The 19101-nt window shown below is 64.6% G+C and carries 14 protein-coding genes; 5 read left to right on the top strand and 9 right to left on the bottom strand.

Annotated features, from left to right (window positions below; genetic code table 11):
• Positions 1-44: 44 nt before the first annotated feature.
• The 3 genes from YUU_RS0107960 to YUU_RS0107950 all read right to left on the bottom strand — a co-directional run bounded on the left by YUU_RS0107960 (position 45) and on the right by YUU_RS0107950 (position 5266).
• The gene (locus YUU_RS0107960; RefSeq protein WP_027521929.1) at positions 45-3002 is read right to left on the bottom strand and encodes a cell division protein; all 2958 of its coding nucleotides are present in this window, start codon (positions 3000-3002) and stop codon (positions 45-47) included.
• Between the two features lie 69 nt (positions 3003-3071).
• The gene (locus tag YUU_RS0107955; RefSeq protein WP_027521928.1) at positions 3072-3308 is read right to left on the bottom strand and encodes a hypothetical protein; all 237 of its coding nucleotides are present in this window, start codon (positions 3306-3308) and stop codon (positions 3072-3074) included.
• A 47-nt stretch (positions 3309-3355) separates the two neighbouring features.
• Positions 3356-5266, bottom strand: coding sequence for a M3 family oligoendopeptidase (locus tag YUU_RS0107950; RefSeq protein ID WP_027521927.1), 1911 nt, complete (start codon positions 5264-5266; stop codon positions 3356-3358).
• Between the two features lie 124 nt (positions 5267-5390).
• Here YUU_RS0107950 and YUU_RS0107945 point away from each other — a divergent pair, with 124 nt between their 5' ends.
• The 3 genes from YUU_RS0107945 (at position 5391) to YUU_RS0107935 (ending at position 11452) form a co-directional block, all read left to right on the top strand.
• Positions 5391-6893, top strand: a complete 1503-nt coding sequence (locus tag YUU_RS0107945) for a sigma-54 dependent transcriptional regulator (RefSeq protein ID WP_027521926.1) — start codon at positions 5391-5393, stop codon at positions 6891-6893.
• A gap of 339 nt (positions 6894-7232) precedes the next feature.
• The gene (locus tag YUU_RS0107940; RefSeq protein ID WP_027521925.1) at positions 7233-9464 is read left to right on the top strand and encodes a murein L,D-transpeptidase; all 2232 of its coding nucleotides are present in this window, start codon (positions 7233-7235) and stop codon (positions 9462-9464) included.
• A 350-nt stretch (positions 9465-9814) separates the two neighbouring features.
• Positions 9815-11452: a DUF882 domain-containing protein gene (locus YUU_RS0107935; protein WP_245287963.1), complete on the top strand. Its 1638-nt coding sequence runs from the start codon at positions 9815-9817 to the stop codon at positions 11450-11452.
• A gap of 77 nt (positions 11453-11529) precedes the next feature.
• On the opposite strand, the gene YUU_RS0107930 is transcribed toward YUU_RS0107935, so the two are convergent.
• The 4 genes from YUU_RS0107930 to YUU_RS0107915 all read right to left on the bottom strand — a co-directional run bounded on the left by YUU_RS0107930 (position 11530) and on the right by YUU_RS0107915 (position 14657).
• The gene (locus YUU_RS0107930; RefSeq protein WP_027521923.1) at positions 11530-11952 is read right to left on the bottom strand and encodes a DUF1801 domain-containing protein; all 423 of its coding nucleotides are present in this window, start codon (positions 11950-11952) and stop codon (positions 11530-11532) included.
• 17 nt (positions 11953-11969) lie between these two features.
• A complete protein-coding gene (locus YUU_RS0107925; RefSeq protein WP_027521922.1) occupies positions 11970-13736 on the bottom strand; it encodes an adenylate/guanylate cyclase domain-containing protein in 1767 nt (588 codons plus the stop codon).
• An 87-nt stretch (positions 13737-13823) separates the two neighbouring features.
• Positions 13824-14096: a DUF2312 domain-containing protein gene (locus YUU_RS0107920; RefSeq protein WP_027521921.1), complete on the bottom strand. Its 273-nt coding sequence runs from the start codon at positions 14094-14096 to the stop codon at positions 13824-13826.
• Between the two features lie 258 nt (positions 14097-14354).
• The gene (locus YUU_RS0107915; protein ID WP_027521920.1) at positions 14355-14657 is read right to left on the bottom strand and encodes a DUF1244 domain-containing protein; all 303 of its coding nucleotides are present in this window, start codon (positions 14655-14657) and stop codon (positions 14355-14357) included.
• Between the two features lie 160 nt (positions 14658-14817).
• On the opposite strand from YUU_RS0107915, the gene YUU_RS0107910 reads away from it, so the two are divergent.
• Complete coding sequence (locus YUU_RS0107910) at positions 14818-15420, top strand: DUF1036 domain-containing protein (RefSeq protein WP_027521919.1); 603 nt, start codon at positions 14818-14820, stop codon at positions 15418-15420.
• Entirely contained in the window at positions 15417-16853 is a 1437-nt protein-coding gene (gene pyk / locus YUU_RS0107905) for a pyruvate kinase (protein WP_027521918.1), read from the top strand. Before YUU_RS0107910 ends, pyk begins: the two co-directional genes overlap by 4 nt.
• A gap of 115 nt (positions 16854-16968) precedes the next feature.
• Here pyk and YUU_RS0107900 read toward each other — a convergent pair whose 3' ends face one another.
• Positions 16969-17646 carry a TetR/AcrR family transcriptional regulator gene (locus YUU_RS0107900; protein ID WP_027521917.1) on the bottom strand — a complete coding sequence of 226 codons (678 nt, stop codon included), beginning with the start codon at positions 17644-17646 and terminating at the stop codon, positions 16969-16971.
• 144 nt (positions 17647-17790) lie between these two features.
• The gene (locus YUU_RS0107895; RefSeq protein WP_027521916.1) at positions 17791-19038 is read right to left on the bottom strand and encodes a glycosyltransferase family 87 protein; all 1248 of its coding nucleotides are present in this window, start codon (positions 19036-19038) and stop codon (positions 17791-17793) included.
• Between the last annotated feature and the right edge of the window lie 63 nt (positions 19039-19101).

Here is a 19101-nt window from a genome sequence, read left to right as displayed (position 1 = left end):
CATTTGGAATCCTGATTGTCGGGACCGGGGAAGACGGCCGCCGCCTAGCCCTGATCAAGCGCGGTGACCATGACGGGCGCAATTTGAGGCTGCTGCACCGGCAAGCCGAGCGCCCCGCGGACGGCGTCGATCGCCGGCTCGCCGACGTCGGTAAATCTGGCTGTGCGGGGATCGACGCCGGACCCGACCGCCACGGGATTGTCGCCGCACAGGAAGCCGTGGGTCATGTGGAACCCGAGCGCGCGGTAGACCTCGAACTGCTCCTCGGAGAAGAACTGATCGCCCGTGGTCTCGTGCGGGAAGGTGGCGTGGCGCCGCGCATAGTCGCGAATGTAGTCGTTCTCGTCACCGGTCAGGGACGACTTGATGTAGACGAGAAAACCTTGGTCGCCGCCGCCATAGTCGATCGTGCCGATCGCGACGTGAACGTCATCCTGCGGCCCATCATCACGCCGATGCTGACAAGGGGGCGGCTCGCCGCTGGTATTGCGCGCCATCAACGCACGCGTGCGCTCGCGGATCGGCGTCCACGGCAGATCGATCCTGACGCCGAGATCGATGCGGGCGTAGCGCTGCAGCGTCATCAGCGAAGCAAAATTCATGGGCGTGTCCGCCTCTGCGTCCACGGCGACGATCACTCTGCAACGCCGGCGCAACAGCTCGTAGACGCCGAGATTTTCGATGTGCCCACCGTCGGTGAGATAAACCCCATCGCTGTTCTCGTAGAGGCGACCGGAGATTTCGGACCAGAAATAGAGCGGCGAGAAACGATGGAACGAGCGCGCATTCACGTAACGCGGATTCCGCAGCCAATAGCCGAGCCGTACGTTGAGAAGGGCGAGCGTCGGCGTCAAAGCCTTGATCGAGCTCGATCCCATGTTGGAGGATGCTGCAGCTCCCGAGATCGCCATGGCGGTAGCAAGGTCGAGACTTTGCTCGACTTTCTCGAGGGCCAGGGTCGTCGCGTATCCGGTCGCCTCGCTGCCGACGTTGCGCGGCGAAAACACGAAGAAGTCGGCATTGCGGCCGCGCCTGTTGGCGAAATCCGATCCCTGGATGTTCAGCGCGGTGTTGATCAGGTGGTAGGGCGCGCTCAGCTTCGGCCCGGCATTCGGGTCGTCGGCGTTGGCGACGGCATAGAGGTCGCTCAGCTTCATGCGGTCGAGCGGCTTGAAATCGCGGCCCTGGTCGAGACTGGCTTCCGCGCGCGCGATATCGCCGTCGGCGGACCGGGTCGGATCGAACAGGAACGCCTTGCTCAGCCGGTCACGGTAGAGCCTGTGCAGTGAGTTCGCGTTCGGCGTCAGAAGCAACGAGACGATCAACAGCAAGGCGCCCGTCAAGACATACAGGATGACCATCGGCAGACTGAAGGAATAAGCAAGCTCTGAAGCCTTCCCCTGGAACTGGCTAGGGAATTGTGCGTGGAAGATGTCGCCCACCCGCTTTGCGGCGGACAGCAGCCATCCGGGGGCGTGCCAGGTCGGCGTCAGCCGCTCCGTGTCATCCACAACGCGGGGCGCTGCCTTCGGTTTGATTTCGGCGGACAAGGTCCCGGAATCTGCGTCGAACTGGATTTTGCCGGCGAGGCTTCCCTGCGAGGAAGCGGCCGACCTGGCACTGACGAGGCATTCGCGCTGGGTGGGGGACGGTGGGCATCGTTCGAACAGGTCATTGGCGATACCCCAGTACGACAAATACAAGTACGCGACCCAGATGATCAGAGGCAACGCCAGGCCTGCGATCCAGAGTGCGGCCTTGGCGACGATTGCAAGCACCAGCGATCCCCACTGCGAGGACACGCCGTTTCCCTTCAGGAGCTCGGCGAACTGCTGCCGGAAAGCCGTGACGAACACGCCGATCGGCGCGGCAATGGCTGCGAGCGACTTGATCCAGGTGATCGTAGCGCCGGCAACCGGCCCGCCGATCACGCTGCTATCGGCCGCATCGAACATTTCGCGCAGCATGAAGGGCTGAAATTCGAAGAAGGCGTTCACTGCCAGCACCACGAGGAAGGTTGCGCCTGCGCTTGGCAGGTGCGAGCGGAATTCCTGACGCTTCTCCGGACTGGCAAATGATCGGACAACTGCCCAAATGAAGAATAGGACGACCCCGAGAATCCCGATCGCCAGCGTCAAAGCGAAGTTCTTCACCTGAAGCAGGCGGGCGAAGTCGCAGGCGACGCCGACGAGGAGCGCGATGCCGGCGAGATAGGCGAATACGATGCTTGGCCCGCTTCCCCTCTCGGACCGAGAACTCAGATAGGTCAGCCCGCTACAGGCAAGCAGGATCAGCGCGAGAACGGCGCCGACAGTCGTAAACCCGTAACGGTTCACGATGCTGAAATCGTGCAGCTCACACAATTTGTCATCGCTGATGGCGACGCCGAACAGGGTCGCGACTGTCAGGCAATGACGCGTCGGCGTCGACCAGATCGTGACCGCAGCCAGCATCAGGACGATCGGCAGGGTGAGGCCGATATTGGCGATCAACCCGCGCACCACGATCGCTATCCCGGTCAGGAGATCGCGCACGCCGGCGGGGATCAGATAGTTGGAGTAGTTCCTGATGTGCCCGACCGACGGCGTATCGCTGATCTCGCAGGCGGTCGCCGTGTCGCCCGCCGGCCGTTCTCCGAAAACAAAGCGTCTTGCGACGGTCATCGTCGCACCGAGCGAGGTGCCGATATATCCGCCGCCCGATACGGTCGACAAATAGTCGATCCGGCCGAACAGGTTGTGATGGTTCAGCGCCTGGAGAACGCCGAGACAGAGGGCCGAGGAGCGGATCCCGCCACCGGACAGGGCGAGGCCCGTGACGTCGAGCATCTGGCAGGGTTGCAGATCGTCGATCCGGAGCTGGCGCGTGCCCTCGCGACGCGTGTTGATGGCTTCGATCTCGTCGCGAACGATCCGGTCATGCTTTTCGCACCAGGGCCTATCGTCGGCGGATGCGGCTTTCCGGGCTTCTAGCGGGGCAGTCGACTGGACCTGATCAAGCATGCTCTCCCCCAACGGTAGAGCGATAAGCAATCACTGGTTGTAAAATGGACTTTGAAAACCTTATACGAATTAGTCTTGCCGCCCGCGCGAACGTTCAATCCCACGTAGCAGGGTCTCCAGACCTGTCTCGAAGGTCGCCTGGAAATGCGCGGGCTGAAAAAGAAAAAAGAGGGCGCGAAGGCTGCAAGATGCGCTGAACTGCAGGGCAATGACGTCGTTCGAGACCGGTTCCACCGAGACGGGAGGCACCTGCGGCACTGCGTCCACGAGCTCATAGCCGAGCTCGCGAAAAAATGTCGCAGCCATGAGACGCGGACCAATCCCGTTGAGAGGGCTGACGCGGCCAGGCCGCTTCAGCCCATCGCCTCCAGCTCGTCGATCATGCCGGCGATGACGCTCAGGCCGCCGTCCCAGAACTTGGGATCCTTGGCATCGAGCCCGAACGGGCGCAGCAGCTCGGAATAATGCTTGGTGCCGCCGGCAGCGAGCATGTCGAGATAGCGCTCGGCAAAGCCCTCAGCGGCATTCTCGTAGACCGCATAGAGCGAGTTCACGAGGCAGTCGCCGAACGCATAGGCGTAGACATAGAACGGCGAATGGATGAAGTGCGGGATGTACATCCAGTAATTCTCGTAGCCCGCCTTGATCTCGATCGCGGGACCCAAGCTTTCGCCCTGCACCGAAAGCCAGATCTCGCCGAGGCGGGTCGCGGTGAGCTCGCCATTCTTGCGCTCGCTATGCACGGCGCGCTCGAACGAATAGAACGCGATCTGCCGCACCACGGTGTTAATCATGTCCTCGACCTTGCCGGCGAGCAGCGCCTGGCGCTGTTTTGCATTCTTGGTCTGTGCAAGGAGCCGCTTGAACGTGAGCATCTCCCCGAAGACGCTGGCGGTCTCGGCCAACGTCAGCGGCGTCGGCGCCATCAGCGCGCCGTTCCTGGCCGCCAGCACCTGGTGCACGCCGTGGCCGAGCTCGTGCGCAAGCGTCATCACGTCGCGCGGCTTGCCCTGATAGTTCATCAGCACGTAAGGGTGCGCCGACGGCGTGGTCGGATGCGAGAAGGCGCCCGGCGCCTTGCCGGGACGGACCGGCGCATCGATCCAGCGATCGCTGAAGAAGCGCTCGGCGATGTCGGCCATCTTGGGCGAGAAGCCGCGATAGGCCGTCAGCACCATGTTCCTCGCCTCGGGCCAGGCAATGGTGTCGGTCGCGGCAAAGGGCAGCGGCGCGTTGCGATCCCAATAGGCGAGCCGCTTCTTCTTGAACCAGCGCGCCTTCAGTCCGTAGTAGCGATGCGACAGTCTCGGATAGGCCGCGCGCACCGAGGCGACCAGTGCATCCACCACCTCGCGCTCGACGCGGTTGTTCAGATGGCGGGAATCCGCGACGTCCTTGAAGCCGCGCCAGCGGTCGGAGATGTCCTTGTCCTTGGCAAGCGTGTTGGTGATCAGCGCGAAGGTACGCTCATTGGCCTTGAAGGTTTTTGCCAAGGCTTCCGCCGCGGTCTTGCGCTTGGCGCCGTCGCGGTCCTGCAGGAGATTCAGCGTCGGCTCGATCGCAAGCTCTTTGGCGCCGACCTTGAAGCGCAGGCCGGAGATGGTCTGGTCGAACAGCCTGTTCCAGGCCGAATAGCCGGTCTGCGCCTTTTCCAGGAAGAGCTGCTCGAGCTTGTCGTCGAGCTGATACGGCTTCTCCTTGCGCAGATCCTCGATCCAGGGGCGGTAATGCGCGAGCTCGGAAGCCTGCATCGCGCGGGTCAAAATATCGTCATCGATCCGGTTGAGCTCGAGCGCGAAGAACAGAAGATGGGTGGAGGCGGCCGTCAGCCGCTCCGACACGTCGCCGTAAAACTTTGAAATCTTGGGATCAACACTGTCGCCGGCATGCACGAGCCCGGCAAAGGAGCCGAGCCGGCCGGCGAGATCGTCGATCGCCTCGTAACGCCGCACGGCCTCCGCGAGCCATTTTCCGCCATCTTCCTTTGCTGTCCCTGTCGCGAGCTTGCCCTTGTAGTCGGTCTCGAACGCGACGCAATCGGCATCCATCTTCTCCAGATCGCGCGCCACTTCCGGCGCGGTGATCCCGGAATAGAGATCGGCGAGGTTCCACTCCGGAAGCTTGCCGGCTTTGGTTGGAGCTTTGCCGGAGGGTTTTGCTTTGGCGGTGGCTTTTCTGGTGTTCGGCTTGCGGAGAACAGACGTGCTAGAAGCGGGCTTGTTAAGAGCGGACTTGTTAAGAGGGGACTTGAAGCGCGAAGTCATTGTGCTGGAAACCTGTGTTCAACGTTCGCAATGGATGGGGTCAGCAAGGTTTAAGAGTGCGTTAATCGGCTTCGGCCAGAGTGCCCCGATTCGAGACAGATAGTTGTAGCGTGCGGGGAACACCATGGCTGCCAGTATTTTGATTGCCGATGACGACGCCGTCGCGCGCCGCCTGGTCGAGAACATGGTGCAGAAATGCGGCTATGAAACGATCATCGTCGATTCCGGCGATGCCGCGCTGGCCGCCCTCACCGCCCCCGACGCACCGGCGGTCGACGCCGTCATCCTCGATCTCGTGATGCCCGGCCTCGACGGTATGGGCGTCCTGGCAAAGATCCGCGAGGCGGGCCTCAGCGTGCCCGTCATCGTACAGACCGCGCATGGCGGCATCGACAACGTGATCTCGGCGATGCGTGCAGGCGCGGCCGACTTCGTGGTCAAGCCGGTCGGCATGGAGCGGCTCCAGGTCTCCTTGCGCAACGCGCTCAACGCGTCCGCGCTGAAGGGCGAATTGCAGCGCATCCGGCACAGCCGCGAGGGCCGGCTGACGTTTTCCGACATCATCACGCGCAGCGACGCGATGGCGCATGTGATGCGTGCCGCGCAGAAGGCGGCAAATTCTTCGATTCCCGTCCTGATCGAAGGCGACTCCGGCGTCGGCAAGGAGATGTTCGCGCGCGCCATCCATGGCAGCGGCGAGCGCAAGGCAAAGCCGTTCGTCGCGGTCAATTGCGGCGCGATTCCCGACAATCTCGTCGAATCGATCCTGTTCGGCCATGAGAAGGGCGCCTTCACCGGCGCGACCGAACGGCACGCCGGCAAATTCGTCGAGGCCCATGGCGGCACCCTGTTTCTGGACGAGGTCAGCGAGCTGCCGCTGACCGCGCAGGTCAAGCTGTTGCGCGCGCTGCAGGAAAGCGCGGTCGAGGCCGTCGGCGGCCGCAAGCCGGTCAAGGTCGACGTCCGCATCATCTCCGCGACCAACCGCAAGCTCCTGGACCGGGTGAAGCAGGGCCACTTCCGCGAGGACCTGTTCTACCGCCTTCACGTGCTGCCGCTGACGATCCCAAGCCTGCGCGCGCGGCGCGAGGACATCCCGCATCTCTTGCGGCATTTCCTGGCGCGGTTCGCTGCCGAAGAGAACCGCCCGATCACCGGCATCAGCGGCGAGGCGATGGCGCATCTCGCCACGCTCGACTGGCCCGGCAACATCCGCCAGCTCGAGAACGCGGTCTATCGCGCGGTGGTCATGAGCGAGGGCGACCAGCTTGGTCTGGACGATTTCCCGCTGCTCGCCGGGCATCCGCATCAGATGAGCGACGCCCCGACGGCCCCGCTGATCCTGGAGCCGGTCGCGTCCACAGTCCCCGCCATGATCTCAGGTAACGAAATACCGATCGCCCCGTTGCCTGCCGCCGGCTCGCTCGCGATGCTGACCAGCACCGGAGAAGTACGGCCCCTGGAGGAAATGGAAAACGAAATCATCCGCTTCGCGATCTCGCATTACCGCGGACAGATGTCGGAGGTCGCGCGCCGCCTCAAAATTGGCCGCTCCACGCTCTACCGCAAACTCGACGAAGCCGGAGTCCAAGGACATGGCGGCAAAAGCGGTGAGGAGACGCACTGAGCGGGCTCGCGCAACGACGTTCTCTATTGTGGCCCAAACGGAGCGCAAGTCCTTCGCATTGCGTACGATTTGAACCGTGACCGGGAAGTGACAGACAAAGGGAAAAGCGCGTGGCAGAAGCGCACAATCCGTTGCCAAGAGGCTTCCTTGAAGTCAGTTTGTCGTGAGTTGTCCCGGGTAGCGCTGGCTGCAAAAACGGGGCCTGTATATCGTCTGCGTACGTATAGAGAGTCGTGGCGTGCAGGCGTGCAACTTTCGAGAAGCCGGCGCGGTTAGCCGAAGCTCATAGACGATAACGAAGCTGCTCCAAGAGGGGCAGTTCACCCGGGGTGCGACACAATGCGTGACTGTTTGAACCACCGTGCAGGCTTCGACCGCGTGCTGATGACGGTCGCGGCGACCTTCCTCACGGTGTCCGCCACTTCGGCCCTGGCCCAGGACCAGGCGCGCAGCAGCGCCGCGGAGCTCGCGATCGAAGCCGCGATCCCGCGCCCCGAACCGGCCAACGTCCCGCCGCCGACCGCCGCCGACATCAAGCTCGACACCACGGCCACGGTGCAGGAGCCGGCCAAGGACGCGACCAGCAAGGAGCCCGTGAAGGCGGAAGCCACAACGGCGCCCGAGAAAGTAGAGACCAAACCTTCCGACGTCGCCACGACGCCCGCCACTGAGGCGCCGAAGAGCGAGACGGCGAAGTCCGAACCCGCCAAAACTGAACCGACGAAAACCGAGGCTGCGACCGCGCCGGCCGCTCCCGCGGCGCCTGCGACCGCTGCAGCACCAGCCGAGCCGCCGAAGGATGTCGCCAAGGAGCCGGCCTCCGAGCCGGTGAAGGCCGCGAGCAACGTTCCCGCCGCCGACCAGCCGGTTGCCGACAAGATCAAGGACGCGCTCAGCGCCAAGAGCTCGCGCTATTTCGATCGCAAGAACGAGCGCGCCGCCGTCGAGAAGTTTTACGGCGGGCGCGACTTCGCGCCGGTCTGGACGCAGGGCGGCAGCCTCTCCGCCGCCGCCAAGGGCGTGATCGCGCGGCTGAAGGATGCGGCCTCCGACGGCCTCAACGCCGCCGACTACCCGGTACCGGATTTCGCCGCGGCCACGACGCCCGATGCGCTCGCCGAGGCCGAGCTCAAGCTCACCGCCAGCATGCTGGACTATGCGCGCCAGGCGCAGAGCGGCCGCATGCACTGGTCGCAGGTCAGCGCCGATATCCTCTATCCCGAGCATCCGATCGACCCGAGCGAGGTGCTGACCAAGGTCACGACCGCGACTGATGCGTCGGCGACGCTCGACAGCTACAACCCGCCGCAGAAGCTCTACAAGGAGCTCAAGGCGAAGCTCGCCCAGCTCCGCGGCCAGGGCGAAGGCCCGGTGATCGAGATCACCGATGGCCCGGCGCTGAAGTATACGCCGGCGCGCGGCAAGAAGCAGGCGGAAGTCGTAGTGCAGGATCCGCGCGTGCCGCAGCTCCGCGCCAAGCTCGGCATCACCGAGAACGCCAACGACGACCACTATGACGCAACGGTTGCGGAAGCCGTGCGGAAACTCCAGGACGGCGCCGAGATGAAGGCGACCGGCGTGCTCGATGCGCCGACCGTGAGGGCGCTGAACAGCCCGAAGCGCGACAAGCAGATCGACACCGTGCTCGCGAACATGGAGCGCTGGCGCTGGCTGCCGCGCGACCTCGGCGTGCCGTCGCTCGGCGACGCCTATGTCATCCTCAACATTCCCGACTACACGCTGAAGGTGATGCAGCGCGGACAGCAGGTCTGGACCACCCGCGTCGTCACCGGCAAGCCGGGCACGCACGCCACCCCGCTGCTCAGCGAGACGATGAAGTACATCACGGTCAACCCGACCTGGAACGTGCCGCCGTCGATCGTCTACAACGAATATCTGCCGGCACTGCAGCAGGACCCGACCGTGCTCCAGCGCATGGGCCTGCGCCTCGAGCAGAACCGCGACGGCTCCGTGCACATCTCGCAGCCGCCGGGTGAAGCCAACGCGCTCGGCCGCATCCGCTTCAACTTCCCGAACAAGTTCCTGGTCTATCAGCACGACACGCCGGACAAGCATCTGTTCGCTAGGGAAGACCGTGCATTCAGTCATGGCTGCATGCGGGTGCAGAATCCGGATCAGTATGCCTCGGTGCTGCTCAATATCGCGATGCCGAACGAGCACTACACGCCGGAGCGCATCCGCGGCATGTACGGCTCCAGCGAGATCGACCTGAAATTCCCCACCCCGATCCCGGTCAACATCACCTACCAGACCGCGTTCGTGGATGACGGCGGCAAGCTGCAATTCCGCAAGGACGTCTATGGCCGCGACGCGACCATGATCAACATCCTGAAGAACGGCCGCGGCAAGGACCTCGAGAACGTCGTCGCGCATTCCCAGCCGAGCTACTCGCGGCCTGCCACGACCCTGCCCTCCGGCGTCGCGGTGGCGAACAGTGGCTTCGGTGGCGGCTTTTCGTCCGGCCCGTCGTTCTTCGAGCGGCTGTTCGGCGCGCCGACCCCGCCGCCGGCTCCGGTCGGCCGGCGTCAACAGCGCGTTTTCACCCGCTGATCCCTACCAGCGGGCCTCGCGCCTAAGAATAAATTCCTCAATGAAATCAACGGTCCCGTCATCTGACGGGATCGTTTAACGTTAACCATTCTCCACCAGATCCGCCGCGAGGGGCGTTTTTTCGCCACACTCGACCGGTTAGGTCTGTACCCTGACTTGGGTTTTTCGACTTGGGTTTTCGACTTGGGTTTTCAACTTGGGATCCCTCTTGGGATTTCGTTGGGGTTGGGGGCGGGAAGGTAAACTTCAAATTAACCTTCTCGCTTTAAGAAAGCGTTCATCCTCTTTCGCGCGCTAGCGGGGTTGGCGGGAGAGTCCATTGAACGCTCGTCGACTGGGTGGGCTCATTCGTGCTGGCTGGTTTCGCACGCCAATTCGTTGCGGTGTCGTTGTCCCATGCGGGAATCAGGGCCGGATCCCGGATCGGCCTGACCTCGCTGCTTTTGCTTGCCGGCGCCGGCTCCGTTCACGATGCGACCGCGCTGAACGAGACCCGCACCCTCTCCTTCCACCATACCCATTCCGGCGAAGACCTCACCGTCACCTTCAAGCGCGACGGGCGCTATGACGAGGCCGCGCTGAAGCAGCTCAATCACTATCTCCGTGACTGGCGCAGCCAGGACGAGACCGTGATGGACCGCCACCTCTTCGATATCCTCTGGGAAGTCTATCGCGACGTCGACGGCAAGCAGCCGATCCAGATCGTCTCCTCCTACCGCTCCCCCGCCACCAACGCCATGCTCCGCCGCCGCTCATCAGGAGTGGCGCGCTTCAGCCAGCACATGCTGGGCCATGCGATGGACTTCTACATTCCCGGCGTGCCACTGGAGCAGATCCGCTTCGCGGGGCTCCGCCTGCAACGCGGCGGTGTCGGCTTCTACCCGACCTCCGGCTCGCCTTTCGTACATCTGGACACCGGCAGCATCCGGCACTGGCCGCGCATGACGCATGACCAGCTCGCCCGTGTCTTCCCGGACGGCCGTACGGTGCACCTGCCGACCGATGGCACGCCGCTGAAGGGCTATGAGCTCGCCAGGGCCGACATCGAGCGGCGCGGCAATGGCGACGACGCCGCGACGATCGGCAAGCCGGGCTTCCTGGCGGCGCTGTTCAGGGGCAAGTCGGCCCCCAGCAGCGACGAGGATGACGAGGGCGCGCCGGCCGTCAGTGCGAAGCCGGCGGCGCCGACCGTGGTTGCGGCAGCCGCGCCTGCCAAGACCACTGAGAAGACCGCCGATCCGGTGCCGACGCCGCGCGCCAAGCCGCAAGTTGCGGCCGCGCTCCAACTCGCCGCGGCCGACATGCAGGTCGTGCAGCCGGCCAAGCCGAAGGCAGCTCCTGCCGCCGACAAATCGGCTGAGGCCAAATCAACTGAAACGAAGCCGCAGACGCCCGCCGACATCATCAACGCCCGCGGCTTCTGGGATGCGCCGGCGGCTCCACAGCAGGCGACGCCGGCCCAGGTCGCGGCGCTCAGGGCACGCCAGGCGCTGGCCTCGGCGACCGATCCGCAGGCGACCGCAAGCGTTTCTTCCTCGGCCTACCAGGCGCTGGCCTATGCGCCGGCCGCCGCTTCTCCGGTTGACCGCGCCAACGTCGTCGCCGCCTCCGCGCCGATCCCGCGCGCGGGCCGCCCCAGTTCCGCGACCCGCAGCCTCGCCCAGGCGACCGAGATCAACACCGTCGTTGCGAAGGGCGCGCAGGGCATGATCGCCACCTCGACGCGACTCTCCGCCGCCAAGGGCGAGAGCATGTGGCTCAAGATCGTGATGCTGGCGCCGAGCGCCAGCCGCTCGATGTCGGTGACGCTGATGGGCGATGTCGACATGGCCGCGATGCGCGCCTATTTCGTCAAGCCCCAGGCCGTCATCGCGATGGGCTTCACGGACGATCCGATGCAGGGCATGTCCTGCGACAGCTTCTCGGGCTCGGCGACCACCAAGCTCGAGACGACGTCCTTCGTGGTGCGCACCGCCGCGCTGCGCTGATTGCTCCTCCCCACTCTCCGCAAATTCGACGTCGTCCTGCCGAAAGCCCATGGGCTTTCGGCAGGACGACGTCGGAACTATCTCCGGCCGCGGCGGTCGAGGTGATATGTGAGCGCCAGCGACAGGCAGACCGCGAGCGGCTGCTTCGCCAGCGCGCCCGCCAGCGGCAACAGCAGCGCGCGGTTCTGCCTATATTCGAACTGGTTTGGAAACCGCTCGCGAAAACTCTCGATCAGCGTTGTCTTGCAGTTGAACAGAACTGCGGCATGATCATCGGACTCCTTCACGCGACCGAGCCGGATGGTGCTGCCGCTTCCGCTTCGCTCGGTCAGATAGGACGGCTCGCCCCATTTCAGCGTCTCGGTCAGCGGACCGACGTCGTCATGCGCCTTGGCCGTTGCAAAGATCAGCTTGCGGACGTCGAGAAGTCGCCGGCGCACCAGCGGCGGAAAAGCCTCGAAGGCTCGGCTCACCTCGCGCGGTAATGGCGGCTCAGTCACGCTCCCCCCTTGATGGTTTAGGCCGGCAGGCCGGCCCCGCGAAGGCCCGTCTCGTAGCGCTGACGATCGACCTCGCGCTTATAGTGCTGGGTGGTGAGATGATTGGCTACCGAAAATGCCGGCTCGCGCTTGAGAACCTCGGCCGCGTGAGCGCCTGCCGCAACCGCATTGCCCATTTGCGCGAAGATCGCGGCCAGGAATGCATGATGAGTATGATCGGGCCGTGTGATCCGTGAAAAGGCTTCGGCGGCTTCGGCATATTTCTCGGCACAATAATAAGCACGCCCGAGATGGCTCCAGAAGCGCTCGGGGTGATAGGGGTTGAGCCGCATCGCCTTCTTGATCCAGTCGACACCTTCCTCCGGCCGGCCGAGCCAGGTCAGCAGCTCGCCCTGCTGCACCACCACGAGATCATAGTTCGGGTTGAGCGCGAGCGCCCGCTCCTGATGATAGGTGGCCCTGTCATGGTCGTCGCGGTTCAGGTTGAGCGCGGCGAGGATGCGGTGGACGTCGCTGTCATTGTCGTCGAGCGCCAGCGCCGTCTCCAGCTCGGAAGACACGTGCTGGAAAGTCAGGTCGCGATCCGCACACCAGCCGTAAACCCAGGTCTGGCCGAGGACGCATGCTTTCCAGGCATGCGCGTGGGCGTAGTTCGCGTCGAGCGAAAGCGCCCGGTCGAGCAGAGACTGCGCCTGCGCGTTGTCGTCGCGGTTCGAGCGGTGGTGCAGGATCTTGGCGGCGAGCACGCATTCATAGGCCGCCATGTTGTCGGTCGGCTTGCGTTTCGCGCGATCGTGGCTCGCCGCCTCGACGCGGCCGGGCAGCGTCGAGGCGATCGCGCGGGTCATCTCGTCCTGGATCGCAAAGATATCCTCGAGCTCGCGGTCATAGCGATCCGCCCAGATGTGCCGGTCGGTCTCGGCGTCGATCAGCTGCACGGTGACGCGCACGCGCCCTCCCGCCTTTCGCACGCTCCCTTCGACGACATAGTCGACGCCGAACTCGCGGGCGACGTCCTGCACCTTCACCGCCTTGCCCTTGTACACGAAGGCCGAGTTGCGGGAGATGACGAGTAGATCGTGGAAGCGCGACAGCTCGGTGATGATGTCTTCGGTCAGGCCGTCAGCGAAAAACTCCTGCTCCGGATCGCCGCTCATGTTGGCGAAGGGCAGCACCGCGATCGAAGGCTTCTTCGGAACGCCCGGCGCGGGGGCGGTGTCCGTCGTGCCGTCAGGCGCGTCGGCCGTCTCCTCGTGCAGCCGGACTCGGTACACGCGGATGGGCCGCACGATGTTCTTGACGTTCTGCTCGCCGAGATCGTCGAATTCGACGCCATCGAGACGCTGGCCAAGCTGATCGCGAACGGCGCTCGAGATGCAGATGCCGCCAGGTTCGGCCAGCGCCTCCAGCCGGGCCGCGACGTTGACGCCATCGCCGAAAATGTCGTTCTCGTCGACGATCACGTCGCCCAGATTGATGCCGATGCGAAACTGTATCCACCGTCCCGGCGCAACATCGGCATTACGCCGACCCATGCGGCGCTGAACCTCGGCCGCACACAGCACGGCATCGACGACGCTGTGGAATTCGACGAGCAGACCGTCGCCCGTGGTCTTGATGATGCGTCCGCGGTTGCGACTGATGACCGGATCGATGAGCTCGATCCGGTGGGTCTTGAGGCGCGCAAGCGTGCCCGCCTCGTCGGCCTCCATGAGACGACTATAGCCGACCATGTCAGCGGCGAGGACTGCGGCGAGCCGGCGCTCTGGTCCAGGCGCATCCATTGCTCGGTCCCTTCACCGAGCAGCTTAGCAGAGAAGCGGATTTTGCCTAGGTTTGGTGCGCTGCAATTGAAAGGCCGTGCCGGCCCCTCAGAGCATTCCCAGCGCCTGCATGTAGGTCTCGAGGATCGTTTCGGCCTCGGCGCGCTCGTTGGGGTCCTGCTTGCGCAGGCGCACGATGGTGCGCAGCGCCTTCACGTCGTAGCCGTTGCCCTTGCTCTCGGCATAGACGTCGCGGATGTCGTCGGAGATCGCCTTCTTCTCTTCCTCCAGCCGCTCAATGCGCTCGATGATGGAGCGGAGCTGATCCTTGGCGAATTTCGTGGCGGGCGCTTCTTCGTCGACGGCGGTAGCAATGGCCATCTCGTACTCCTGATGGAATTGGCAAGGTGAGGTAACGCCGGCGACCTCGCACCGCGCGTGCTGGTTTGACCCTTAGGTTTGGCAGCCGTTACGTCAAGGCAGCATCGCGCTCGTCCACAGCGCACCCACAAGAGATGCGGCGGAGCAGATGGTCGTGCCCCAAACCTGTGTCATTTCGGAGCGATGCAACGCATCGAGCCCGGAATCTCGAGATTCCGAGTTCGCCTTCGGCGCCCCGGAATGACGAACCTGACCGGCTCAATGCCCGGGATGGACCTTCTTCATGGCTTCGAGCTGCTCAGGCGTGGCCGTGCCCTGGTACTTCGCCTTCCAGGTCTCGTAGGGCATGCCATAGACCGCCTCGCGGCTCTCGTCCTTGCTGAGCGGCACCCCTTTTGAGTCGGCGGCGTCCTTCAGCCAATTGGACAGGCAATTACGGCAGAAGCCGGCGAGATTCATCAGATCGATGTTCTGGACGTCGGTCCGCGTCTTCAGATGCTCGACCAGGCGCCGGAAGGCCGCTGCCTCGAGCTCTGTTCTGGTTTTGTCGTCGATTGGCATGACGATGACCTCACTGTCCGGACTGACCATTTACGGACTAGGTAGGCCTTTGTCACAGATTTTGCCATATCACGGTGCAAACGAGGCCCTTGAACCGTCCTAAGGCAGTTCCCGCGCCCTACGCCAAATCGTCAATGATCTGATATAGCTTCCCGCGACTATGATCGCCGAATCTCCCGCCTTCCAGCGCCTCTCCACATGGCTCGTCCGCCTCGCCCCGGCGCTGGCGATCGCCGTGCTATGTCTGTCGACCAGCCCCGCATCGGCCGACTTCCGCCTCTGCAACAACACTTCGAGCCGGGTCGGGATCGCGCTGGGCTACAAGGACGCCGATGGGTGGACCACGGAGGGCTGGTGGAACATCTCGTCCCGCTCCTGCGAGACGCTGCTGCGGGGCACGCTGGTCGCGCGCTACTATTACATCTACGCGATCGACTACGACCGCGGCGGCGAATGGTCGGGCCAGGCCTTCATGTGCTCGCGGGACAAGGAATTCACCATCCGCGGCACCGAGGACTGCCTCGCCCGCGGCTATGACCGGACCGGCTATTTCGAGGTCGATACCGGCGAGCAGCGCGCCTGGACGGTGCAGCTGACCGACGCCAACGAACAGCCCTCGCAACAGCGGGTACCTGGTCTGCCGGGCCCGGTTGGCCCGGGTGGCGGCGTTCCGGGTTTGCCCAATAGCCCGCCGGGTGCTACGCCCCCGGGCTCTCCTGGCCTTGCGCCAGCACCCCCGCCCCCGCCTGGAAATAAGCCATGAGGCGACTTCGCCGTATCAAGATTCTCGCGACCCTGGGACCTGCCTCTTCGGACCTCGCGACGATCCGCCGCCTGTTCGAGGCCGGTGCAGACATCTTTCGCATCAATATGAGCCACACCCCGCATGACAAGATGCGGGAGCTGGTGGCGACGATCCGCAATGTCGAATCCAGCTACGGGCGGCCGATCGGCATCCTGGTCGACCTTCAGGGGCCGAAGCTCCGGCTCGGCTCGTTCGCCGAAGGAGCCGTGCAACTCCAGAACGGCCAGACCTTCACGCTGGACTCCGACAAGGCGCCGGGCGACACGACCCGCGTCTACCTTCCGCACCCGGAGATCCTGGCCGCGCTCCGGCCCGGCCATGCGCTCTTGCTCGATGACGGCAAGGTGCGGCTGATCGCGGAGCAGACCTCGAAAGAACACGCGGTGACGCGTGTCGTGGTCGGCGGCAAGATGTCGGACCGCAAGGGCGTCAGCCTGCCCGATACCGACCTGCCGGTCTCGGCGATGACCCAGAAGGACCGCGCCGACCTCGAGGCTGCGGTGACCACCGGCATCGACTGGATCGCGCTGTCCTTCGTACAGCGCGCCGATGACGTGCTTGAAGCCAAGAAGATGATCCGCGGCCGTGCCGCCGTGATGGCCAAGATCGAGAAGCCGCAGGCGATCGACCGCCTCGCCGACATCATCGAGGCCTCCGACGCGCTGATGGTGGCGCGCGGCGATCTCGGCGTCGAGCTGCCGCTGGAGCGCGTGCCGAGCCTGCAGAAGCAGATGACGCGGATGGCGCGCGGCGCCGGCAAGCCGGTGGTGATCGCCACCCAGATGCTGGAATCCATGATCCAGTCGCCGGTGCCGACCCGCGCCGAAGTCTCTGACGTCGCGACTGCCGTCTATGAAGGCGCCGACGCCATCATGCTGTCGGCCGAATCGGCTGCCGGCAAGTTCCCGGTCGAGGCGGTTTCGACCATGAACCGCATCGGCGAGGAGGTCGAGCGCGACCCGACCTATCGCTCCGTGCTCACCGCCCAGCGGCCGGACCCGGAAGCGACCGCAGGCGATGCGATCGCCGACGCCGCGCGCGTGATGGCCGAGACGCTCGACCTGCCAGCACTGATCTGCTGGACCAGCTCCGGCTCGACCGCGATCCGGGTGGCACGCGAACGGCCGAAGCCGCCGATCGTGGCGATCACGCCGAACATCACGACGGGACGCAAGCTCGCGGTGGTCTGGGGCGTGCATTGCGTGGTGGCGGAAGACGCGCGCGACCAGGACGACATGGTCAGCCGCGCCGGCCAGATCGCGTTTCGCGATGGCTTTGTCCGCGCCGGCCAGCGCGTGATCATCGTCGCCGGCGTGCCGCTCGGCATCCCCGGCACCACCAACATGGTGCGGATCGCCTCCGTCGGCCCCGAGGGCGACGCGAATATGTAACATCCCGTCTCTTTCCGGGGCGTCCGCGCAAAGCGCGGGCGAACCCGGAACCGGAGATTGTGACGCGAGATTCCGGGCTCTCGCTTTGCGCGCTCCCCGGAATGACAACTTCCACTTAAGCGCCCACCAGCGCCTTCGCCGGCAACACCGTCTGCTGCACCACGAGGCCACGGGCGCGGGCATCCATGACGCCCACGGCACGCAGCGCCAGCAGCGTGACCGTCTGCACGGCATCGCGCAGCTTGACCGGATCCTCCAGATTGTCGGGCGCGAGCGGCCCGACCAGCGCCTCGTGCAGCGCGCCGAGCAGCGCCGTTGCGGCTAGCGCGGTGTCCTGCGCCGGCAGATGACCGGCACGCACGGCGGCGTCGATCCGGGAGGCGATTTCGCCCGCGATCTCGCGCCGGCTCGCAAGCCTGGAGGCGCTGACATCGACGTCGACGGGCTCGGCCAGAATGCCCCAGGCGAGCTTGCGCTGGGAAAGCGTGTGCACCGCAACCGTGGTGACAGCGGCCGCCAGCGCCGAGGACGGACCGGGCGCGGCGTCGGCCGCCCGGCGAATCGCGGCAAGCTCGTCGCGCGACACTTCGGCGATCAGCTCGGAGATCAGGTCGGCTTTTGAGGGGAAATAGCGGTAAACCGTTCCCGCTGCGACGTTGGCCCTGATCGCGACCGGGGCGATCTGCACCGCCACCATACCGCCTTCCGCTGCCGCCTCCCGCGCCGCCGCCAGAATGGCGCTACGCCGGGCGGCGAGGCGTTTCACCACTTGATGGGTCCGCCGGTAAACCATGGCGCGCTTCCTGTCCCACGCGCCTGGCCGCCCGTTTCGGCCGAACGCTTCTTCCACTGTTTTCGCTGCAAATCGCCCCGCAAGAACTGAACAACTATTCAGAGCGGATGACAAGACCTCAAATGTGCGAGCTGACCTGCCAACTCACGAAGAGGCAAGGGACGAGGCAAGAGACGAGGCATGGCCCGGCGGGGACGCCGGCAGGTCACGCCAATCGGCGACCGCACGGGCGACGATGAGTGCGGCAACGATCAACGTCGCCGCAAGCCCGACCGGGATTTTCAGAAACGGAAAGCTCGCAAGCAGCGCAAGCACGAGGCCGAGCGCAGGAGGCTCGTAAGCACGGAAGCCATCATCATATCCGGCGCGCACAAGCCAGGCGACGGGAATGGCCAGCACCGCGAAATCATACATGTACGTGTAGGGCGAGCACAGCAGCGTGCCGGTCGCAAGCGCAGCCGCCTTCAGCGCATAAGGCACCTTGCTGCGCCAAATCAGCACGAGCCCGATCGCGACAGCAGCAGCCACCACCGCCTGCAGCACCCAGCCAAGCGTCTCGTTGCCGCCGAGACAGCGCACCATCGCGAACACGCTCTGGAGCCTCAGCCAGGATTCCGAACCTTCGGAGAGAACCGCCTTCGAGATCATCGGCATCCAATGGAAGAAGGCAACCCAACTCTCGACGCCAAAGACAAGCATCGACGCGAGCGCAATGGACACGGCAGTGATGGCCGCCGAGACGAAGACTTTCCATTCACCGCTTGCGACAAGGACGAGCGGAAACAAGATTCCGTATTGCGGCTTGTAGGTGAGAAGGCCCAGACAGATTCCAGCAAGCACCTTATGGCGCGGCAATAGATACAGCGTGCCGCCGATCAGGCTGGCGGTCAGAAAACCGTTCTGCCCGATCGCGAGATTGTCGAAGGTCGCCGGAAACGCGATCGCAAGCATGACACCGAAGCTGCGCCCGACGATCGCGCGCACCAGCGCGACATAGGGCAGCATGCTGGCGAAGGCCCAGCCCGCGAAAGCCACGGCATAGGGAAATTGCGCGAGGAAGGCGGCGACGAACAGGAACGGCGGCGGATAGTGCCAGGCGAAATAGCCGGCAAAATCCTGACCCAACACGGCGACCTCGACCTGCTTCTGCACCTGCCAGTCCCACGCCTGTATCGCGTGGCCGTCGAGTGCCAGCCTGCCGGCGGCCCACACGTTCACGAAATCGGTGGGGTTACCCAGCCCGTTCGCGTCGTAGATCCAGGAATGCGAAATATAGGCGAGCGGGAAATGCAGCAGCGTGAGGACGAGCAGCACGAGGCAGACGTTGAACAGCACGGACGGCGCCGAGCCTGGCCGCAGGCCTGACGGCGGGCTCAAGGCGAGTTCGGCCATGCTGCATTCCCCTCAAGAAAATCGCGCGCAGCGGCTGAAATGAAAGAGCCCCGGAATCCCGGG

Source organism: Bradyrhizobium sp. Ec3.3 (assembly GCF_000472925.1).
Classification (GTDB): domain Bacteria; phylum Pseudomonadota; class Alphaproteobacteria; order Rhizobiales; family Xanthobacteraceae; genus Bradyrhizobium.
This window is presented reverse-complemented; position numbering and strand designations above follow the sequence as displayed.